This window comes from Agromyces sp. NPDC055658, assembly GCF_053618155.1.
On the sequence record NZ_JBSHHD010000036.1, the window covers coordinates 1 to 19,533 of the forward strand.

Annotated in this window: 17 protein-coding genes; 5 read left to right on the forward strand and 12 right to left on the reverse strand. The window is 71.0% G+C overall.

What is annotated here, in order from left to right; translation table 11 throughout:
- Positions 1–20 precede the first annotated feature (20 nt).
- The 3 genes from ACWGPE_RS15445 to ACWGPE_RS15455 all read right to left on the reverse strand — a co-directional run bounded on the left by ACWGPE_RS15445 (position 21) and on the right by ACWGPE_RS15455 (position 4,355).
- Entirely contained in the window at positions 21–1,670 is a 1,650-nt protein-coding gene (locus ACWGPE_RS15445; RefSeq protein WP_231428959.1) for a fucose isomerase, read from the reverse strand.
- 49 nt (positions 1,671–1,719) lie between these two features.
- Positions 1,720–3,222, reverse strand: a complete 1,503-nt coding sequence (locus ACWGPE_RS15450; protein ID WP_275506070.1) for an FGGY-family carbohydrate kinase — start codon at positions 3,220–3,222, stop codon at positions 1,720–1,722.
- A 149-nt stretch (positions 3,223–3,371) separates the two neighbouring features.
- Positions 3,372–4,355, reverse strand: a complete 984-nt coding sequence (locus ACWGPE_RS15455) for a LacI family DNA-binding transcriptional regulator (RefSeq protein ID WP_231428961.1) — start codon at positions 4,353–4,355, stop codon at positions 3,372–3,374.
- Positions 4,356–4,474: 119 nt separating this feature from the next.
- On the opposite strand from ACWGPE_RS15455, the gene ACWGPE_RS15460 reads away from it, so the two are divergent.
- Positions 4,475–5,608 (forward strand): glycoside hydrolase family 172 protein, encoded by a 1,134-nt coding sequence (locus ACWGPE_RS15460; protein ID WP_231428962.1) that lies wholly within the window; start codon positions 4,475–4,477, stop codon positions 5,606–5,608.
- A gap of 44 nt (positions 5,609–5,652) precedes the next feature.
- Here the strand turns inward: ACWGPE_RS15460 and ACWGPE_RS15465 are convergent, their stop codons facing one another.
- On the reverse strand, positions 5,653–6,042 hold the full coding sequence (locus ACWGPE_RS15465) for a VOC family protein (protein ID WP_231428963.1): 390 nt from the start codon (positions 6,040–6,042) through the stop codon (positions 5,653–5,655).
- A gap of 88 nt (positions 6,043–6,130) precedes the next feature.
- Between ACWGPE_RS15465 and ACWGPE_RS15470 the strand changes: the two genes are divergently transcribed.
- A complete protein-coding gene (locus ACWGPE_RS15470; RefSeq protein WP_231428964.1) occupies positions 6,131–6,853 on the forward strand; it encodes a TetR/AcrR family transcriptional regulator in 723 nt (240 codons plus the stop codon).
- On the opposite strand, the gene ACWGPE_RS15475 is transcribed toward ACWGPE_RS15470, so the two are convergent.
- Positions 6,850–8,220 (reverse strand): serine hydrolase domain-containing protein, encoded by a 1,371-nt coding sequence (locus tag ACWGPE_RS15475; protein ID WP_275506069.1) that lies wholly within the window; start codon positions 8,218–8,220, stop codon positions 6,850–6,852. The two genes, ACWGPE_RS15470 and ACWGPE_RS15475, sit on opposite strands and share 4 nt — an antisense overlap.
- Positions 8,221–8,233: 13 nt before the next feature.
- On the reverse strand, positions 8,234–8,491 hold the full coding sequence (locus ACWGPE_RS15480) for a hypothetical protein (RefSeq protein WP_452049025.1): 258 nt from the start codon (positions 8,489–8,491) through the stop codon (positions 8,234–8,236).
- A gap of 154 nt (positions 8,492–8,645) precedes the next feature.
- Here ACWGPE_RS15480 and ACWGPE_RS15485 point away from each other — a divergent pair, with 154 nt between their 5' ends.
- Positions 8,646–9,557, forward strand: a complete 912-nt coding sequence (locus ACWGPE_RS15485; protein ID WP_231428967.1) for a GbsR/MarR family transcriptional regulator — start codon at positions 8,646–8,648, stop codon at positions 9,555–9,557.
- Here the strand turns inward: ACWGPE_RS15485 and ACWGPE_RS15490 are convergent.
- The 6 genes from ACWGPE_RS15490 to ACWGPE_RS15515 form a co-directional block, all read right to left on the reverse strand.
- Positions 9,554–12,040: a GH116 family glycosyl-hydrolase gene (locus ACWGPE_RS15490; RefSeq protein ID WP_452049026.1), complete on the reverse strand. Its 2,487-nt coding sequence runs from the start codon at positions 12,038–12,040 to the stop codon at positions 9,554–9,556. The genes ACWGPE_RS15485 and ACWGPE_RS15490 overlap by 4 nt on opposite strands.
- On the reverse strand, positions 12,037–12,756 hold the full coding sequence (locus ACWGPE_RS15495) for a hypothetical protein (RefSeq protein WP_275506066.1): 720 nt from the start codon (positions 12,754–12,756) through the stop codon (positions 12,037–12,039). Before ACWGPE_RS15495 ends, ACWGPE_RS15490 begins: the two co-directional genes overlap by 4 nt.
- Positions 12,753–13,658, reverse strand: a complete 906-nt coding sequence (locus tag ACWGPE_RS15500; RefSeq protein WP_275506065.1) for a carbohydrate ABC transporter permease — start codon at positions 13,656–13,658, stop codon at positions 12,753–12,755. The genes ACWGPE_RS15495 and ACWGPE_RS15500 overlap by 4 nt, the downstream gene beginning before the upstream one ends.
- Positions 13,655–14,575 (reverse strand): carbohydrate ABC transporter permease, encoded by a 921-nt coding sequence (locus tag ACWGPE_RS15505; RefSeq protein WP_275506064.1) that lies wholly within the window; start codon positions 14,573–14,575, stop codon positions 13,655–13,657. Before ACWGPE_RS15505 ends, ACWGPE_RS15500 begins: the two co-directional genes overlap by 4 nt.
- Positions 14,568–15,887 carry an ABC transporter substrate-binding protein gene (locus ACWGPE_RS15510; protein ID WP_231428972.1) on the reverse strand — a complete coding sequence of 440 codons (1,320 nt, stop codon included), beginning with the start codon at positions 15,885–15,887 and terminating at the stop codon, positions 14,568–14,570. Before ACWGPE_RS15510 ends, ACWGPE_RS15505 begins: the two co-directional genes overlap by 8 nt.
- 215 nt (positions 15,888–16,102) lie before the next feature.
- Entirely contained in the window at positions 16,103–17,272 is a 1,170-nt protein-coding gene (locus ACWGPE_RS15515; protein ID WP_275506063.1) for a DUF4185 domain-containing protein, read from the reverse strand.
- Between the two features lie 162 nt (positions 17,273–17,434).
- On the opposite strand from ACWGPE_RS15515, the gene ACWGPE_RS15520 reads away from it, so the two are divergent.
- Together ACWGPE_RS15520 and ACWGPE_RS15525 are read left to right on the forward strand one after the other, a co-directional pair.
- A complete protein-coding gene (locus tag ACWGPE_RS15520) occupies positions 17,435–17,929 on the forward strand; it encodes a MarR family winged helix-turn-helix transcriptional regulator (RefSeq protein ID WP_275506062.1) in 495 nt (164 codons plus the stop codon).
- A 5-nt stretch (positions 17,930–17,934) separates the two neighbouring features.
- Positions 17,935–19,389, forward strand: coding sequence for an MFS transporter (locus ACWGPE_RS15525; RefSeq protein ID WP_231428975.1), 1,455 nt, complete (start codon positions 17,935–17,937; stop codon positions 19,387–19,389).
- Positions 19,390–19,533 lie beyond the last annotated feature (144 nt).

Consider the following 19,533-nt stretch of genomic DNA (forward strand, 5'->3'; position numbering starts at 1 on the left):
AGGCATCCGTTCGTTCGGGCTCAGAGTTCGACGCGCCCCACGAGGTTGACCTTCACGCCGAGCCGGTCGAGCATCGCGGCCTTCGCGACGAGGGCCTTGTCGGCGGTGTCGGCGTCGGGCGCGTAGACGAGCTGGGCGTGGTTGGCCTTGTGCCTGGCCATGAACTGGTCGCGGCTCACCTCGTGCAGCACGACGTGCGCGATCGGCCACTCGGGGTTCGTGGCGTTCTTGCGACGGATCGTCTCCTCCTCGGGCAGCACGACGACGGTGGCACGCAGGAGGTCGGCCTGCAGCCGGCCGTCGGCGATGAACACGCGCGAGAGGACCACCTCGCCGGGCTTCGAGACGCCGTTGACCGTCGATCCGCCCGCCGGGAAGAACACCGGGTCCTGCCGCCACCCCTCGGCGTTCTGCCAGCCGCCGAGGTGCGAGCCGGGCACGGAGCCCGAGATCTCGTACACCCACACGAACTCGCCCGCGAACTCCTCGCCCCAGCGCACGTCGTGCAGCGTGTTGTCGGGGACCATGCCCATCGCCCGCCAGATGCGGTCGGTGATGAGCGCGTCGACCGCGACGCCCTCGTCGGCCTCGTTGAAGTGCGGGAACGCGCGCCCCTCGTGCAGCACGCGCTCGCCGTCGCGCGACGTGACGGGCGGGCGCTCGGTCGAGTTGAGCAGGCCCTCGGCGAGGTCCGACGCCGGCACGAGGTCCTTCAGGCCCTGCTGGTACTGGATGCCGACGGCGTCGAGCCCGAAGTCGTCGGCGATCCGCAGCGCGGCGATGTACATCTTGTACTGCCAGCGCAGCTGCGCCTCGGTGAGCTCGGTCGCCTCGTCGCTGCCGAGCTTGAACGTCATGCCCCGCTCGACGAGCCAGGCCCCGACCGCGTCGGCCTCGTCGTCGCCGACCGTCAGCATCTCGGCGTAGAGCGCGGACTGCGAGAGCCGCTCCTTGTAGATGCCGAGCCGGTTCAGCAGCTCGTCGTCGAAGATCGCGTTGTACATGCCCATGCAGCCCTCGTCGAAGACGCCGATGATCGCCTTGTCGGCGAGCAGCTCGTCGGCGAGCGCACGCCCGAGCTCGACCTCGGCGGTGTCGGGCAGCTCTGGCAGGGGCCGCACGTGCGACGCGTCGTGCGTGATCGAGCCGGTCTCGACCCACTCGCGCAGCCCCTGCCGGAACCAGTCGTCGGTGAAGTCGACCGACCAGATCGTCGAGTACTCCCTGCCCATCTTGGTCAGACCGGCGTTCAGGCCGAGCAGGCCCACCAGGCCGGGCCAGTCGCCCGCGAAGTTCGCGACCGTGAGAATCGGCCCCCGGTGCGTGCGAAGGCCCGCGAGCACATGGTGCGAGTACTGCCACACCGCCTCGGCGACGATCAGCGGCGCGTCGACCGGAATGGACTTGAACACCTCGAGCCCCATGCGCTGGCTCGAGATGAACCCGTGCCCGGTCGCGGGATCGACCTCGTTCGCGCGCACCACTCGCCAACCGAGCTCGCCGAGGGCCGCCGTGACATCGGCCTCCATGGCGGCCTGCGTCGCCCAGCCCGCCGTGTTGGCCGACTCGCGCAGGTCGCCCGATGCGATCAGGTAGGCGGTGTTCGGCTCGGCCGCGGGGCGGGCCGCCGGCCGCGGGAGCGCGTACCGGGTCTGAGCGGTGTCGGTCATGGATGCCTCCTGGTGGGTGCTGCACGTCGGTGCTGGTGGTGGTTCGTGGTCATGCGCGGCCGCGCTGCTCGGCGGCGAGCTCGTGCACGACCTCTGCGCTCGCCGCATAGAGCCGCAGGTAGCGGTCGAAGAGCGCGTCGTAGGCGGCCCGCGCGGCGGGGTCGGGGCGGATCGTGCGGGTCGTCGGGTTCCAGTCGGCGATGACCGGGGGCGTCGCGCCGTCGCGCGAGGCGACCGCACCCGCGGCGAGGAAGGCCGCCCCGAAGCTCGCCCCGATCGTGATCTCGGGCACCTCCTGCACGAGCCCCGTGGCATCCGACACGATCTGCAGCCAGAGCTCGCCCTGCGTGCCGCCGCCGACTGCGACGATGCGGCGCAGGTCGGCGCCCGCGGCGCGCATCGTCTCGACGTTGTGCCGCACGCCGAGGGCGGTCGCCTCGAGTGCCGAGCGGTAGAGGTCGCCGCGACCGTGCTCGAGGGTGAGTCCGGCGATGACGCCGCGGGCGTCGGGGTCCTGGATGGGCGTGCGCTCCCCCGCGAAGTAGGGCAGGGTGACGAGGCCGCGTGCGCCGGGCCCCGACGCTGCCGCCTCGGCGAGCAGCTCGGGGTAGTCGGAGCCGGTGAGCTTCGCGAGCCACGCGGTCAGGGCGCCCGAGGTCGAGAGGCCGCCGGCGAGGTTGCGCGTTCCGGGGAAGGCGCCGGCCGTGGTCCACATCGAGGGGGTGCGCAGGGTCTCGTCGCCGGTGGCGATGAGGAACATCGTCGTGCCGTACATGAGCATCAGGTCGCCGACCCCATGGGCGCCGACGCTCACCGCCTCGGTCCAGGCGTCGATCGTGCCGACGATGACGGGCGTGCCCTCGGCGATCCCGGTCTCGGCGGCGGCCGACGCGGTCACGAGGCCCGCGAGGTCGCCGGCCCACGCGAGCGGGGGCGCCTCGACGGTCGCCGCGTAGCGGTGCCACCACGGCTCGTGCCATGCCTCCGCCTCGACGTCGTAGAGGGGCGAGGTCTGGCTCGCCGACTGGTGGTCGAGCACGTAGGCGCCGGTCAGCCGCCGGGCGAGCCACGAGGCCGGCATGTAGAGGCGGCGGGCGCGCGCCCATGCTCGGGGCTCCTCGTCGGCGACCCAGGCGATCTTCGCGCCGGCGGCCTGGGAGGTGAGCTGCGAGCCGCCCACGCGCGCGATCTCGTCGGTGCCGAGCTCACGGTTCATCCGGTCGATCTGCGCGCCGGCCCTCGTGTCGACGCCGTAGAGGATCGCGGGCCGCACGGGCTCGTCGTCGTCGTCGCAGAGCAGCACGCACGGGCCCATGCCGCTCACGCCGACCCCGACGATCTCGGCCCCGGGCGCACCGCCCCGGAGTTCGCGGGCGAGCTCGACGAACTCGCGCCACCAGATGCGTCCGTCCATCTCGACCCACCCGGTGCGCGGGCGGTCGACCTCGTGCTGCCGGGTCGCCGTGGCGAGCAGGGTGCCGTCGCCCGCGACCAGCACGCCCTTGCTGCTGGACGTGCCGATGTCGACCCCCAGGGTGCATCGCACCGACATGGCGCTCCTCCTCGATCACCGTCGTTCGCGTCGTCGCGGACGCTGCGTCCGCGCTCCGGCACTCTGCGGTCACTCTATGCGAAATCGATTTCATGATCAACCGCACGGGATGCCTCGACCCGGCGCCGATGCCCGTGTGCGGGCCGCGCTCAGCCGGCTGCGCGCGCCGGCTGCAGCTCGCCGCGCAGCACGACGGTGCGGGCCGGCTGGTCGTCGCCGGCGATGCGCTCGAGCAGCATCTTGGCCGCCGTCACGCCCATGTGGCGGGCCGGCAGCCGCACGAGGGTGACCGCGCTCGGCGACAGCGTCGTGAACGGCAGCGAGCCGACGACCGCGACCCCGAGCTTCGGCGGCGTGAGCCCGTGCTCGGTGAGCACCTGGATCGCGCCGACGCCGAGCAGGTTGTTGCCCGCGACGACGGCGTCGGGCGGCTCGGGCAGGGCCAGCAGCTCCTCCATCACCTCGCGCCCGCCGTCGACGCGAAAGGTCGAGTAGCGCAGCAGTTCGTCGGGATCGACGTCGGGGAACTGGCGGGCGACCACCGCGCGCCATCCCTGTGCTCGTTCATAGGCCGTCTCGATGAGCTGCGGGCCCGTGATGCAGGCGATTCGCCGGTAGCCGGCTCGCACGAGGTGCTCGGTCGCCGCCTGGCCGGCCGTGCGGTTCGCCATCACCACGCCGTCGATGTCGTACCCGGTGCCCCGGTCGACCGCGACGACGGGGCGGCCCGCCGCCTGGATGTCGTCGAGGTTCGTCGTGTCGGAGGCGGCGGCGAGGATGACCCCGGCCATGTGCTCGGAGATCGCGATCTGGAGGTAGGTCGCCTCCTTCTCGAGCTGCGAGTCGGTGTTGCAGAGCACGACCGAGTAGCCCGCCTTCTGGGCGACGTCCTCGACGCCGCGGGCGAGCTCGGTGAAGTACGGGTTCTCGATGTCGGGGATCACGAGCGCGATCACCTCGGACTCCTGCTTGCGCAGGGTGCGCGCCGTGCGATTGGGCGTGAACTTCAGCTGCCTGGCGGCGTCGCGGACGGCGGCGACCTTCTCGTCGGAGACGGCCACGCCGTTGAACACGCGTGAGACCGTCGCGGGTGACACCCCCGCGAGCTTCGCCACTTCGTAGATCGTCGCCATGCGCCCTGCCCTGCGCCGGCCCGCGTTGACATGCCGGTGAGGCCACTTTACAGTGTTGAAATCGATTCCAAACGCGAGCGCCGCAGCGCCGCGCCGACACACGAGGAAGTGGTCGCAACGTGAACGCCCCGCACCCGCCGAGTCCGGACCTCTCGTCGATCGCCGCGATCCGGCCGCTGCAGACGCGGTCGATCTCGCCCGAGAACTTCGACGGGTCGAAGGGCGGCGGCGCCCGCGCGACCGAGGGCACCGGGGCCTCGTGCGCACGCGACCTCGGGCCGGGGTGGAAGATCTCGCCGAGCGTCGACATCACGGCCGGCGAGACCTTCGACCTCGCCGCGATCGACGGACCCGGCCGCATCACCCACGTCTGGATCACGACGCATACCGACAACTGGCGCACGCTGATCCTGCGCGCCTACTGGGACGGCGCCGACGAGCCCGCCGTCGAGGTGCCCTACGGCGACTTCTTCTGCAACGGCTGGGGCGTGTTCGCGCAGGTGAACTCGCAGGTCATCGCGGCGAATCCGCACGGCGGCTTCAACTCGTACTGGCCGATGCCGTTCAAGCGGGGCGCCCGGCTCACGATCGAGAACACCTCGGTCGTCGACGTGCGCGTCTACTACCAGGTCACCTACGAGATCGGCGGCGACTACGCGAGCGACGGCTACTTCCACGCCCAGTGGCGCCGCTCGAACCCGCTCGAGGAGCTCGTGCCGCACACCATCCTCGAGGGCATCGAGGGGCAGGGCCAGTACGTCGGCACCTACCTCGCCTGGGGCGTGAACTCGAACGGCTGGTGGGGCGAGGGCGAGATCAAGTTCTACCTCGACGACGACACCGACCACCCGACGATCTGCGGCACCGGCACCGAGGACTACTTCGGCGGTGCGTGGAACTTCGACATCCCGGGGCGGGGCTACACGGCCTACTCGACCCCGTACCTCGGCATGCCCCAGGTGATCCGGCCCGACGGGCTCTACGTCTCGCAGCAGCGCTTCGGCATGTACCGGTGGCATCTGCTCGACCCGATCCACTTCACGACCGGCCTGCCGAAGGTCGACATCCAGGCCCTCGGCTGGCGCAGCGGATGGCGCTACCTTCCCCTGCGCGACGACATCGCCTCGACCGCGATGTTCTACCTCGACCGGCCCACCGCCCGCCGACCGAAGACGCCGACGGCCGACGACCTGGAGGTGCACTTGGGCTCGGCCCCTGTGCCCGACCTCGGCGCGACGCCGCCGCGCACCTGACCGCCGGCATGAGGGGCGACGCGCTCGGCGCGTCGCCCCCGTGTTCAGGCGGGCAGCTCGACCCACTGCACGAGCTGCCAGACGAGGCCGTTCGGGTCGGCGAACTGGCAGTAGCGCTCGCCCCATGGCTCCGTCTCGGGTGCCGTCACGACGCGGGCGCCGGCCCCCGCGATGCGCTCGAACTCGGCGTCGAGGTCGTCGACCACGAAGACGAGCAGCAGCCCCTGCCCCGCCGAGCCGGCGATCTCGCTCGGCTTGAAGGTGGCGAGGCCCGTGGCGAGGAAGATCAGGTTCGTGTTCGAGTCGGCGTGGCGGAGCGACACGAACCCGTCGGCCGCCATGGCCTCCTCGTAGCCGAAGCAGGTCTTGGCGAAGTTCGCCGAGGCGTCGACGTCGGCGACGTTCAGCGAGACGGCGGTCTGGGTGATGTTCATCGGTTCTCCCGTTCCGTAAACCCTGTACAACGTACAGTACCGTCTACAACGTACAATGTTGCGACGGTATTCCGAGGGAGGTCCCGCGATGCCCAGGCCCCTGATCGACCTGCTCTGGCGCGACCGCCCCGGCGCGACCGCCGGCGGCAGCCGCGGCCCCAGGGCCCGCTACTCCACGGGCGACGTCGTGTCCCGCGCGATCGCCCTCGCCGACGAAGGCGGCCTCGCCGCGGTCACCGTACGGGCTCTCGCCCAGTCGCTCGAGCTAACGGCGATGTCGGTGTACACCCACGTCAACAGCCGCGACGACCTGCTCGTGCTGATGGCCGACCACGCGCACGGGCAGATGACGACGACACCGTTCGGTCGATCGACGTGGCGCACCCGGGTGCGCCGCCTCGCCGAGGACAACCTCGCGCTGCTGCGCGACCACCCCTGGCTGCTCGGCATCGACGATCCGCGGACCGCCCTCGGCCCCGGCACCATCGCGAAGTACGACCACGAGCTGCACGCCTTCGACGGCACGTCGATCAGCGACATCCGACGTGATGCGGCGCTGACGTTCGTGCTCGACTTCGTGCGGTCCACGGCCGCCAGGACGGTGATGACACCTGCGACCGGAGACTTCGGCGAGCTCTGGGAGCAGTCGGTCGATCGCCTGGCCGGCTACCTGGGCGACGACTTCGCACTCGCGCAGCGGGTCGGTCGCGCGGCCGGTGAGGCGATGGGCGGCCCGCACGACGCCGAGCGCGCGTGGCAGTTCGGGCTGACCCGCGTGATCGCCGGCCTGGGCGACCTCGACTCGCGCTAGGCGGTCCGCGGGTGGAGCCGGCAGTTCGTGTGCAGGTAGCGCGCCGCGCCGCGCTCGACGTCGAAGATCGCCACGGTCTGCGAGTCCTCCAGCGGGCCGACCGGCGGCATCACGAAGTGCGTCTCGCTGATCGGCAGGAGCTCGTAGGTGATGCGATCGGGCAGGCCCGTGAACGCCGCCTGCATCGGGTTCAGGTCGACGGTGGCGAACAGCCTGCCGGCCTCGGCGGTCACTTCGAACGCCGTGCCCGGGCGCTCGTAGACGCCGACGTACCTCGACGTGTCGAGGACGAGCCCGGGGGCCGGCGCGGGCAGCGGCGGGATCCGACCGAGTCCGAGTTCGTCGAGGATCGCGTCGAACACGTCCCGGTAGAGCGAGTCGCGCTGGCCGCCGTTCGTCAGCAGGACGAGTGCGAGGTCCTCGGCGGGCAGCATGCGCAAGCGGGCGTTCTGCCCGATCGTGCTGCCGTCGTGCGCGTACACGGTGCGGCCGCCCCAGTCGCACACCACGAGGCCGAGCCCCCACTCCGGGCCGAACATGTACGGGTCGGGGACCGGAACGCGCGAGGTCGTCATCTCGCGGATCGCCGCCTCCGAGACGACGCGAGCGCCGTTCGGAGCGATGCCGCCGTGCAGGATCACGTGGGCGAGCGCGAGCACCTCGCCGGCCGTCGAGCTCACGTTGCCGCCGGGGCCGTACGCGCGCGGCAGCCGATCGATCGGCGTCGGGATCGGCCCCTCCTCCATCGACCGGATCAGGTGACCGGCTGCCGCGTGCGCCGGATCGACCTCGGCCGGCCGACTCGTGGTGGCGGCCAGTCCCATCGGGTCGAAGAGGCGGTCGCGCATGATCGCGTCCCAGCGCTTGCCGTCGGCGACCTCCATGATCCGGGCGAGGATCGCGTAGCCGAGCGCCGCGCTGTACCCGTGGACGGTTCCCACCGGACTGACCTGCGGGGCGTCGGCGACCTGCTCGACCATCCGCTCGTAGACGTCCTCCTCCTCGCCGGGATCGCCGAAGGCCTCTTCGATGCCGTTCGTGTGATCGAGCAGCTGGCGCGGAGTGACTCGTTCCGTCGCCTCAGGGTCGGCGACCCTGAACCCCGGGATGAGACTGCGCACGGGTTCGTCGAGGTGCACCGCGCCCTCGTCGACGAGTTGCATGAATGCCAGGGCGGTCCACGTCTTGGTCAGCGAGCCGCACTGGAAGACGGTGTCCGCCGTCACCGCGACGCCGGAGTCGATGTCCTGGACCCCGTGCACGAGTCCGGTGACCACGCCACCGTGGAGCAGGCCGACGGCGGCGCCGGGAACCCGGTGCTCGGTGAGGACCTCCGCGATCCGCTCCGCCGCACGTCCGAACTCCATCACAGCCCCGTGCTCACCGGGCGAGACCGACGGCATTCGCGGCGTCGGCTTCGAAGTACTCCGTCGTCGCGGCCCGTCCCGCATACGCCTCGAAGAACTCGCGCACCGCGTCGGCCGAGTCGTGCGCGATGACGTTCACCGCGCTGGTTCCGTCGGTGCTCGCGATCGCGAGCACCCACTTCGCCCCCTTGGGCAGCCGCCCGTGGGCCTTCTTCAGTGCGCCCCAGAACAGGTCGCCGTCGTCGACGGTCGAGATGGCCATGATGTGCATGTCGCGCCTTTCGTTTCCGAATGCCAGAACGCTACGTAGCCTTTCCATCTGCGTCAACGCCAGATCCCCGAAAACACGCCAATCGTTGCGTGGTACTGTCGTCGAACGCAACGTGCGTTGCGTTGCACTCCGTGAACGACGATGGGGACGCGGCATGACCGGTGGCAGGCTCACCCTGCACGAGCGACGATCGATCGCCGAAGGAATGGCCGACGGTCTCGGCTACGCCGAGATCGGCCGGCGCCTCGGCCGCCCGACGTCGACGATCAGCCGCGAGGTGGCTCGCAACGGCAACGGCCGGTACTCGGCCGGCGCGGCGCACGAGGCGGCAGGGCATCGTGTGCGCCGCCCCGCCGCTGCACCGGAGCCGCCGACCGAGACCCGCGCGTTCGTCGAGGAGTTCGCGGGCCTGCTGTCGGCCACCGGGATGCCGCGGATGGCCTCGCGCGTGTTCACCGCCCTCCTGCTCTCCGAGGCCGGAAGCCTCACCGCCGCCGAGCTCGTGCATGGACTGCAGGTCAGCCCGGCGGCGGTGTCGAAGGCCGTCGGCTACCTCGAGGGACTCGGCCTGCTCCGGCGCGAGGCCGATCGCCGCAGCCGTCGGGAGCGGTACGTCATCGACGACGACGTGTGGTTGCGGGCGCTGCGCACCGACTCGTCGGCGCACGCCGACGTGGCGACCGGTGCGGCGCGCGGCGCCGCCATCTTCGGGGCGGAGAGCCCCGCCGGCGTGCGACTCGGCCTCATGGGGCGGTTCTTCGGCGAGCTCACGGAGCAGATCGACGGAATCGACCTGGACGATCCGAAGGCGGGCGACGCGATGACCGTGCTCGCGGCGCTGGTCCACGCCGATCGGGCGCTCACGGTCGACGAGCTCTCGGGCGCGCTCGGCTGGACGCCGACACGTGCGGCCTCGGCGCTGACGGAGCTCGAGCGACGTCCCAACCTCGCCGATCCGCTCCTCGTCGGCGTCCAGGGCGAGCGGTACGCCGTCACCGCGCGGCCGGATCGGCTCTCGCAGGCCCAGCGCGCCGCACTGCGGCCGGCGAGCGGTGCCGCAGGCTAGGCCCGCACCACCTCGAGACCGAACGCGCCCTCGGCGATCTCGACGGCCACGTCGTCATCGGTCACGACGACCGTGCCGTACCCCGTCGAGGCGACCCACGGCCAACGACCGTTCGCCCCGACGTGCAGCGATCCCGTCGCCTCGTCGACGCGCACGCCCGATCGGGCCTGAAGCAGCGTCCAGCCGGCCATCGCCCTCGCGTAGTGGTCGCCGCACTCGATCTCGTTGTACGGGTTGCGTCGCGAGCCGTCGTGCCGGTTCCACAGTCCGTCGAGCACGGCCTGGCCCGCGTCGTCCAGGCCCTCGAAGAGGCAGTGCGCGGCGACCTGCGCCTCGATGCCCGTCCAGACCTCGTCGGCGTACCGCGTCGGGACCTCGGGTCGGCCGCCGTCGGGCCACGAGCACATGAGCAGCCCGACATCGTCGGCCGTGTCGGCGTAGACCCGGTAGGGGTGGGTGAAGTCGGCGAAGCCGTGCCGCAGGTTCGAGCCGACGACGTGTCGCAGCGCGCTGCGCACGTGCTCGGCGGGCAGGATGTGCCCGAGGCCGAGCTGGTGCGCCCACCACTGCCCGATGACCTGGTCGCTCAGGATGCCGGTCAGCCATTGGAAGTCGGTCGGGTCGCCCTCGTCGAGGCGCTGGATGTAGTGCGTGCCGTCGAAGATCGCCTCGTCGTAGCCGCGCGAGCCCGACTCGAAGCGCGCTCGCGCCTCGGCCGCCGCATCGTCGTCGCCGGCGAGCAGCGCGAGCTCCTCGTACGCGCGCAGCGCCGCGAGCCACAGCGTGCCCATGAAGGGATTGACCCCAGCCAGGTCGATGTCGTGCGTCGACGGCTGGATGCCGTGCAGCACGCCGTCGCCGTCGGCGTCCCACTTCTCGGCGATGTGGCGATAGAGCCGCTGGAGCGACGGCCAGCGCCGCTCGAGCCACTCGGCTCCCGCGCCCCGCTGCACGTCGCGGAGCGACTTGAGGATCGTCGCGAGCATGCCGTCGAGCGCCGGCTCCTCGGGCCCGCCGATCATCTCGTGGGTCATCTGCGGCAGGTACGTCGGTACCCGAAGGCGGTGCGGGATCGCGCCGTTCGGCGCCTGCATGACGTCGAACTCGGTGTCGCGCATGTCGCGCTCGAGCTCGGGCCAGAGCCCGGCGAGCGCCGCCTCGTACTGCCAGACGTGCGTGCAGTTGAGCGGGCACGACCCGCCGAACACCCCCGACCACATCCAGGTCGAGGCGCCGAGCGAACCCTCGTATCCGTAGAAGCGGCCGTCGGCGCCGATGAAGCAGGTCGGGCTCCGCACGTAGGCGGCCTGGGCGGCGAGGTAGTCGGCCTCGCGCGGCGCGAGGCTCGAGGTCGTGAGGGTCTCGGTCCAGCGCGAGGTGCGGGCGACGAGGTCGTCCCACCGCTCCTCGACCTCGGCCTGCACGTCGAGCGCATCGCGGTATCGCTGCCCGTAGCCGTTGCCGAGGTAGAACCGCGACGCGCCCGCCTCGGGGTGCGGCCGGCCGAACTGCTCGATGTCGACGAAGCGGTTCGGGAAATGCCAGGACATCGAGAACCGGATCGTGCGCGACTGCCCGGGCTCGAGCCAGTACGGCACCCCGACGACGCCGAGCCACGAGCGCCCCGGCGCACTCGCACCCGAGCCGCCGCGCGGCGCGTTCAACTGCGGGTCGCCGACGGTCGGCGCGACCTCGAGACGCGAGCGCCCGTCGTTGAGCGCGCGCGAGTCGAGGAAGGCGCGCAGGTGCTCGACGCCGGTGCACCGCGCGAGCACGGCCGCGGACGGGTCGTCGGCGGCGAGCACCAGCTGCCCGGCGAGCTGGTCGGACTCGTCGATCGACGGGTTGTCCATCACCACCCGCGACCAGCCCCGCCCGCGGAGCAGTCGGTTGACGTTGCCGCCGAGCCCCGGGGTGTGCTCGCCGATCGGGGTGATGCCGTCCCACCCGGCGGCGTTCAGCAGCGAGCCCGCGAGCGTGCCGTGCACCGGGAACTCGCCCGTGTTCGTGAGGGTGAACGAGAACAGCCCGCTCGGCATGCCGCTCGTCTCGACGTCGCCCGGCACCATGGGGTTCAGCGCCCGCATGGTGACGGCGACGGGATGCCTCGGATCGGAGAGCCCGACCTCGGCGATCGGATAGGTGCCGCTGAACCGGGCCGACGCGAAGGTGCCGAACCGGTCGGCCGCCGCCGACATCCACTCGGGCACGACCGCGTCCGTCGTCAGCGACGCCCCCGGGTCGTCGACGGGGTGCCCCTGCACCATCGAGACGACGTCGAGCGGCGGCTCGATCTGCGTGACGCGCAGCCAGAACCCGGTGCCGGGCAGGGCGCCCACGTGGTTCGGCATGCCGTGCAGCTGCCATTGGCGGAGCGAGCCGTCGGCGCCCACGACGAATCCGCCCGTGCCGATGCCGCCGATCGGCATCGCGAGGGCGGGGACTGCGGTGTGCGGGAGCTCCTGCCGGAGGATGTCGGTCATGCCTCTCCTTGCGTGACGGTGATGGGGCTGCGGCGCAGCGGTACGAGCGGCGGCAGCGCGACGCCGACCGCGGCCGCCGTCGGCCAGGCGCAACCGACGGCGAGCACGACGAACACCGGCGCGGCGATCGCGAGCAGGACGGTCAGCCAGGTGAGTCCGAGCCAGACGACGGCGGCGGCGGCGACGACCGCGGACACGGGGCCGAGCGGCCGGCGCACGACGGCGATGAACGCCATCGCGACGATGCTGCGCAGGCGGACGTCGGCCCGCACGACGCCGACCGGGATCGCGACCGCCGCGACGAGCGCGGCGACGACGGCCAGCGCGGTGCCGGCGACGGCGAGCACCTGGAAGGCCACGGATCCGGAGGCCTCGGCGACGACGGCGACGAGCGCGCTCCACGCCGCCAGCATGCAGGGGGCGACCGCGAAGACCGCGACCACGAGCAGGCGCCGCCCGAAGCCGGGCCGCTCGCCGCCGAGTTCGAAGAGCTCGGCGCCGAGCCGGTCGACCGCCCAGAGCAGCCCGGGCGCCGCGAGTGCGGCGACGACGATCCAGGTGATCGGCGACGCGGGGCCGAGCACCCGACCCGCTGCGGCGTAGACGGCGACGACGGCGACGCCGAGCACGGCGAGCGCGGGCAGCGATCGCCACGCCGCAGCCGGCAGCCGGCGCAGCACGGGGTCGACGGCCGCGCCCGGCTCCACGGCGGTCATCCCTTCAACCCGGTCGACGCGACGGACTCGACGATCTGCCGCTGGAACGCGAGGAACACGATGAGCAGCGGCAGCACGACCATCGTGATCGCCGCGAAGACGACGACGGCCGGTGCCGCCCCGAAGCCGTTCTGCAGCGTGACGAGCCCGAGCGGCAGGGTCATGTTCTCGGGGCTCGAGAGGAAGATGAGCGGTCCGAAGTACCCGTTCCACGACGCCTCGAACCCGAGGATGGCGAGCGCGGCGATCGCCGGCGCCGACAGCGGCACGAGCATGCGGAAGAGGATCCACAGGTGCCCGGCCCCGTCGATGCGGGCGGCCTCGTCGAGCTCGCGCGGGATCGTCTTGAAGTACTGCGAGAGGAAGAAGATCTGGAACACGTTGATGAGGGCGGGTAGCCACAGCGAGGCCAGCGTGTCGACCAGCCCGACCTGCCGCATCATGATGAAGATCGGGATGATCACGAGCTGCGCCGGCACCATGAGCGCCGACAGCATGACGACGAGCAGCAGGCGGCTGCCCCGGAAGTCGATGCGGGCGAACGCGTAGGCGGCGAGGATCGAGAAGATCAGCGCTCCCGCCGTCGAGACGGCCGCGAGCAGCAGCGAGTTGCCGAACTGCTGGAAGAACGGCATGTAGTCGAGCACGTCGGCGAAGTTCTCGAACGTGAACGGGATCGGCAGCCAGCTCGGCGGGCTCGCGAAGGCGAACTCGGGCACCGTGAGGCTCTGCACGATCAGCCACACGAGCGGGGCGATCATGACGATGCCGAACACGACGAGCACGATGTCGACGGCGACGCCGCCCGGGGTGCGTCGCCGCGACTTGCGGCGGCCGGCCTTCTCGAGGGTGGCGAGCAGGTCGTCGCTCGGCATCGGCCGGGCCTGCGGAATGGTCGTCATGATTCGTGCACCCACCTTCTCCGGCCGATGAACTGCAGGAGCGTCACACCCATGATGATCACGAAGACGAGGAGCGCGACGGCGGCCGCGTAGCCCATGTCGAACGCCTGGAAGCCCTTCTCGTACAGGTACATGATGATCGTCGTGGTCGACCCCTGCGGCCCGCCCTTGGTGATGATCTGGATCGGGTCGAAGATCTGGAACGCCCCGATGAACGTGATGATCGTCGCGAAGAACAGGGTCGGCGACATGAGCGGAAGCGTGACGTTCCAGAAGATCTGCCGGCCCGTCGCACCGTCGGTGCGCGCCGCCTCGACGAGTTCGGACGGCACCGTCTGCAGGCCGGCCAGCATGATGATGAAGGTGAACCCGACCGTGTGCCAGAGGTCGATGACGATGATCGACGGCAGGGCCCACGCGGGGTCGGCGAGGAAGTTCGGCAGCTCGATGCCGAGCATCGCGGCGTACTGTCCGACGTATCCGAACGTCGGGTCGAGCACGTACTTCCACAGCAGCGAGACCGCCGCCCACGAGATCAGGAACGGGAAGAAGATCGCGACGCGGGCGAAGTAGCCGATGGACCTGCTGATGAGGTTGTTCACGGCGAGCGCCAGCAGTAGGCCCAGCACGAGGTGCGTCACGATCGACGCGAACGCGAAGACGAAGGTGTTCCACAGCACCTGCGGAAGCTCGGGGTCGGTGAACAGCTGCTCGAAGTTCGCGAGGCCCACGAACTCGGGCGGCGTCAGCAGGTCCCACTTAAGGAACGCGAGCGCGATCGCGAAGACGAACGGCCCCGCGACGAAGACGAGGAAGAGGAGGACGGCGGGGCTGACGAACAGCCAGCCCGCCGCCTCGGCGCGGCGCCGCTGGAGCAGTGCTCCGGGGCGCCGCGCCGTGATCGTGTCGCTACTCACTGACCAGCGACTCCAGCTTGTCCTGCGCGGCGTCGAGCGTCGGCTGCGCCTCGCCCTGGCCCGCGACGATCGTGCCCCAGGCCTCCTCGATGACCTTCTGCGCCTCGGCGCCCTGGTCGATCGACGGGATGGGCGTCGCCCAGCCCATCGCCTCGCTCAGCCGCACGGTGCCCTCGGGGGCGTTGCCGGTGAACGCCTCGGAGTTCGCGACCGACTCGCGCGCCGGCACGATCGTGCCGCCGATCGTCGCGAAGTACTCGCCGGCCTCCTTCGACATGAGGAACTTGATGAAGGTCCAGGCGGCCTGCTTGTTCTCGCTGTTCTTCGTGATGTTCCAGGCATCCCAGCCGACCGGCGAGCCGTTCTGGGTGTTGGTGGGCCAGTTCACGACGACCGTCTGGTCGACCATGTCCATGTCGCGGACGCCGAGCACCGGCCACCGCCCGCCGTTGAGGGTGGCGAGCTTGCCCTGCTTGAACGCCGTGTTGCCGTCGAACTGCCCCCCGGGCTTGGGCGCGAGGCCCATCTCGACGAGGCTGCGGGCGAACTCGGCCGATTCGACGGCCTCAGGGGTGTTGTAGGTCGGCTCGCTCCAGTCCTGGTTGAAGGTGCTCGCGCTGTTGGTCGTGAGCCACGGCATGACGTCGACGAAGTAGCCCGAGCCGGCACCGGTGAGGTACGCGCCCGTCTTCTCCTTGATCTGCTTGCCGGCCGCGACGAACTCGTCCCAGGTCCAGTTGCCGTCTTCGGGGATCGGCACCCCGGCCTTCTCGAACACCGACTTGTTGAGGTACATCGCCATGGTGTTGAAGCCGCCGGGGATGAAGACGGTCTCGCCGTCGGGTCCGGAGGCGTACTCCTCGTTGAACTTGACGAGGTTCGGGCTGAGGTCGGCCCAGTAGTCGTCGACGACCTCCTGGTCCTGCTCGATGTACGGCGCGAGGTCGGTGAGGATGCCCTTCGAGGCGAACAGCCGCTGCCCCTCGGTCGCCACCTGGATGATGTCGATCTTCTGCCCGCCGGCGAGCCGCGTCGCGACCGTCGTGGAGAACGTCGCCCAGTTGCCGCTCGGAATGCCGACGGCCTTGAGCTTGATGTCGGGGTACTCCTTGTTGAACTCGGCGAACAGGGCGTTGAAGGCCTTCTGCTGGTCGGCGTCGCCCATGTAGACGAAGCTCAGGTCGCCGCTGTCGGGGCTGCCCTCCGCGCCGCCGCCGCCTCCGCCGCCTCCGGCGGTGCAGCCCGTCATGAGCAGTGCCGCGGCCGCGATGACCGCGGCGGCCTTGGCGAGACCCTTCATTCTCTTGTGCATTCGTCCCTCCTCAGGAACTCGACTCGTCGATGAGTCGATGCTGTGGCCGGGTCAGGAACCCCGGTTCGGTCGGGCTTCGGCCGTGGGCGCCGGCAGGTTCTCGGTTCGCCGTTGACCTCACCTGCGGCCAGAGTATGCGAAATCGATTTCAAGCGCAACGATCGGATGTTTCGAGCCGATGCGGTGGGCGATGACGACGCCCGTCCGGGTCTCGATCACTCCGCCTTCTCGAGCTCGGCCGAGAACCAGTACACGTTGTACGGCCCCCAGAGCGAGAGCGCGAAGTAGACCGTGCGCCCGCCGTCGCCGACGTAGCGCGGGTTCAGGTAGGGCGCATACAACCCCGGATACTCGTCGCCCGGCACGAGCTCGACCGGGTCTCCCCACGGCCCCCACGGCGTCGCGCCCTCGCGCAGGTACGCGTTGCCCGCATCCGAGTAGCCCATGAGCCAGCGGTCGAGGTAGTCCGACCACATCACCGAGAGCTCGCCGATCGTGCCCTCGACGACCGTGGATGCCTCGGCCGGATCCGCGCTCCAGGCCGGAGCGTCGCCGGTGCCGGCGAAGTACTCGTACGCCGAGGCATCCTCGACGGCCTCGACCGTGGCGGGCACCCGCATCAGTTGCACGTCGCCGAAACGTCCGGCGGGGATGCCCCAGAGGTAGACGTACTCGGCGCCGTCGTCGACGACGTGCGCCGCGGCCACCTGCACGAAGTTCGAGTCGCCGGGCCAGGTCGGCGACTCGAGCGCGGTCCAGGTCTCGCCGCCGTCGGTCGACGTGGCGAGCCCCGCGAAGTTCGCGTCCCACGCGCCCGGTTCGCCCCAGAACTTCACCGACATGTACGAGAGGTAGAGCGTTTCGCCGATCGCGAAGCCGTACGTCGGGATCTTCGTCACCTCTCCGGTGCCGTCGTTCGCGTCGTGCTCGCCCTCGACCATCGCCGTCGCGAGGCCGAGCCCGTCGACCGGCGCCCACGCGTCGAACTCGATGCCGTCGGACGGGTCGTCGTCGGTCGTCCACGCCGACACGTTCGAGCGCCACAGGCCGCCCTGCCCGCCGTAGGCGTCCGGATCGCGCTCGCCGAACGTGTCGCCGAAGAGGAAGTACGTCGTGTCGCCGAGGTTGACCATCGAGCCGAGGTCGGTGCCGGCGACCCCGACCGACTCGGTGTCGTTCATCGCATCGGGGCCGGTGAGCTTCGCGATCTCGGTGAGCCCGGTGACACCGGTCAGCACGGCGGGCTTGTCGGGGTCGGGATCGACCGCGACGGGGCTCATGGGGTCGCCTCCGCCACCCGTCGCGCTGCACGCGCAGAGCGCGACGGCGATGGATGCCGCGACGGCGGCGACGCGGACGGGACGACGGGTTCGGGCACGGCGCATGATCCTCCTCGATCTCCCCGACACCCTACGCGCGACGCGCGATTTTCGAAATCGATTTCAGTACTTTTCGCACCGATCCGGCCGCTCCCGTGATCCGCGGGCACCCGCGTCCGCAGCGGGCGGCGAAATGCTTAGCCACACTAATTTGTTAGACTAAGCATCATGACCGATGCCCTGCAGACGACCGCGCCCGAGCGGCCCGCCCCCTCGGCATCCTCTCGGCTGACCCGGGACCGCCGTACGCTCGCCGAGCAGTCGACCGAACTCCGCATCGCCGTGATGCGCCTCTCGCGGCGCCTGCGACAGCAGCGCAGCGACACCGAGATCAGCGCATCGCAGTTCTCGACGCTCGGGTGGATCCACAGCGAGGGGCCGCTCACGATCGGCCGTCTCGCAGAGCTCGAGCGGGTGACCGCACCGAGCATGAACCGCACCGTCAACTGCCTCGTCGACGCGGGCTACGTCACCCGCCGCACCGACGACGACGACCGCCGCAAGGTGCTCGTCGAGGTGACCGACGCCGGCGACACGGTCGTCCGCGAGACCCGCAAGCGGCGCGATGCGTGGCTCGCGAAGCGGTACGCCGCCCTCAGCCCCGACGACCGCGAGGTCCTCGCCCGCGCCACCACGATCCTCGGGAGGCTCCTCGACCAGTGAGTGCCATGTTCCGCTCCCTCAGCCACGTCAACTACCGCATCTGGTTCATCGGCGCCCTCGTCTCGAACGTCGGCGCCTGGATGCAGGCCACCGCCCAGAACTGGGTCGTGCTCACCGAACTCAGCGACAACGACGCGTTCGCGGTGGGCATCACCATGGCCCTGCAGTTCGCCCCGCAACTGCTGCTCGTGCCGGTCACGGGCCTCATCGCCGACCGCTTCGACCGGCGCAAGATCCTCATGTGCACGCAGACGGCGCTCATGCTGCTCGCCCTCGGACTCGGCGCCCTGCTCATCTTCGGCCACGCCCAGCTGTGGCAGCTCTACGTCTTCGCGGGCCTGCTCGGCATCGTGAACGCGATCGACAACCCCGCCCGCCAGACCTTCGTGACCGACCTCGTGTCGAGCACCGACATGTCGAACGCGGTGGCCCTCAACTCGGCCTCGTTCAACACGGCCCGCCTGATCGGCCCGGCCGTCGCGGGCGTGCTCATCGTGCTCGTCGGCTCGGGCTGGGTCTTCATCATCAACGCGCTCACGTTCGTCGCGGTGCTCGCGGCCCTCGCCATGCTCAAGGGCAAGAAGCTGAAGCGGATGCCGCGGGCCAGCCGCGAGCGCGGCGCCTTCGTCGCGGGCTTCCGCTACGTGTGGAGCCGACCCGACCTCGTCGTCGTCTTCGTGATCGTGTTCCTCGTGGGCGCGTTCGGCATGAACTTCCCGATCTTCTCCTCGACGATGGCCGTCGAGTTCGGGCGCGGCGCCGGCGAGTACGGCCTACTCAACTCGATCCTCGCGATCGGCTCGCTCGCCGGGGCGCTGCTGGCCGCCCGGCGCGAACGAGCGCGCATGCGCGTCGTGATCCTCGCGGCCGCCGGCTTCGGCGTGGCGGCGGCGATCTCGGCGGTGATGCCGACCTTCGCCCTGTTCGCCGCCTCGACGGTGCTCATCGGCTTCGCCGCGGTCACGATGCTGACGACCGCCAACGGCTACGTGCAGACGACGACCGACCCCGCGCTGCGCGGGCGCGTGCTCGCACTGTACTTCGCGATCCTCTCGGGCGGCACGCCGATCGGGGCCCCGATCGTCGGCGCGGTCGCGAACAGCTGGGGCCCGCGCTGGGGCCTCGGCGTCGCCGCGATCGCCGCGGGCGTCGCCGCCCTCATCGGCGCGATCTGGCTCGTCGTCTCGCGCGGCATGCGGCTCACGAGGCATCCCGAACGCCGCTGGGCCCCGGCCGTGCGCTTCGACGCTCCGCCCACCGCCGCGATCGCGGTCGTGCCGACGGCGGCCATCGCCGTGCCGACCGAGGCGCTGCAGGTGCCGACCGCGGCGCTGCAAGTGCCGACCGAGGCGCTGCAAGTGCCGACGGCGGCCATCGCCGTGCCGACCGAGGCGCTGCAGGCACCGACCGCGGCGACGAGTGTCCGGGACGCCTCGCTGCGGGCCTCGCTCCAGGGCTGACCCGTCACCCGCGGCTGACGCGCGCGCACGCCTCGCACCCACACCGCGCGTCTGCGACGAGGTCGCGCGAAGAGTCCGGGCCGTCGCCGTTCAGCGGCCGTTCGCGCGACTTCGCGATGCGGAGTCGCACGAATTGCGCGAACG

What these genes read in the sequence shown, in the direction of transcription:
- ACWGPE_RS15500 (WP_275506065.1), bottom strand. Translation starts at nt 13,658, where the DNA reads ATGACGACCATTCCGCAGGCCCGGCCGATGCCGAGCGACGACCTGCTC.
- ACWGPE_RS15495 (WP_275506066.1), bottom strand. Translation starts at nt 12,756, where the DNA reads ATGACCGCCGTGGAGCCGGGCGCGGCCGTCGACCCCGTGCTGCGCCGG.
- ACWGPE_RS15520 (WP_275506062.1), top strand. Translation starts at nt 17,435, where the DNA reads ATGACCGATGCCCTGCAGACGACCGCGCCCGAGCGGCCCGCCCCCTCG.
- ACWGPE_RS15470 (WP_231428964.1), top strand. Translation starts at nt 6,131, where the DNA reads ATGCCCAGGCCCCTGATCGACCTGCTCTGGCGCGACCGCCCCGGCGCG.
- ACWGPE_RS15450 (WP_275506070.1), bottom strand. Translation starts at nt 3,222, where the DNA reads ATGTCGGTGCGATGCACCCTGGGGGTCGACATCGGCACGTCCAGCAGC.
- ACWGPE_RS15475 (WP_275506069.1), bottom strand. Translation starts at nt 8,220, where the DNA reads ATGGAGTTCGGACGTGCGGCGGAGCGGATCGCGGAGGTCCTCACCGAG.
- ACWGPE_RS15480 (WP_452049025.1), bottom strand. Translation starts at nt 8,491, where the DNA reads ATGCACATCATGGCCATCTCGACCGTCGACGACGGCGACCTGTTCTGG.
- ACWGPE_RS15515 (WP_275506063.1), bottom strand. Translation starts at nt 17,272, where the DNA reads ATGCGCCGTGCCCGAACCCGTCGTCCCGTCCGCGTCGCCGCCGTCGCG.
- ACWGPE_RS15485 (WP_231428967.1), top strand. Translation starts at nt 8,646, where the DNA reads ATGACCGGTGGCAGGCTCACCCTGCACGAGCGACGATCGATCGCCGAA.
- ACWGPE_RS15525 (WP_231428975.1), top strand. Translation starts at nt 17,935, where the DNA reads ATGTTCCGCTCCCTCAGCCACGTCAACTACCGCATCTGGTTCATCGGC.
- ACWGPE_RS15510 (WP_231428972.1), bottom strand. Translation starts at nt 15,887, where the DNA reads ATGCACAAGAGAATGAAGGGTCTCGCCAAGGCCGCCGCGGTCATCGCG.
- ACWGPE_RS15455 (WP_231428961.1), bottom strand. Translation starts at nt 4,355, where the DNA reads ATGGCGACGATCTACGAAGTGGCGAAGCTCGCGGGGGTGTCACCCGCG.
- ACWGPE_RS15445 (WP_231428959.1), bottom strand. Translation starts at nt 1,670, where the DNA reads ATGACCGACACCGCTCAGACCCGGTACGCGCTCCCGCGGCCGGCGGCC.
- ACWGPE_RS15490 (WP_452049026.1), bottom strand. Translation starts at nt 12,040, where the DNA reads ATGACCGACATCCTCCGGCAGGAGCTCCCGCACACCGCAGTCCCCGCC.
- ACWGPE_RS15465 (WP_231428963.1), bottom strand. Translation starts at nt 6,042, where the DNA reads ATGAACATCACCCAGACCGCCGTCTCGCTGAACGTCGCCGACGTCGAC.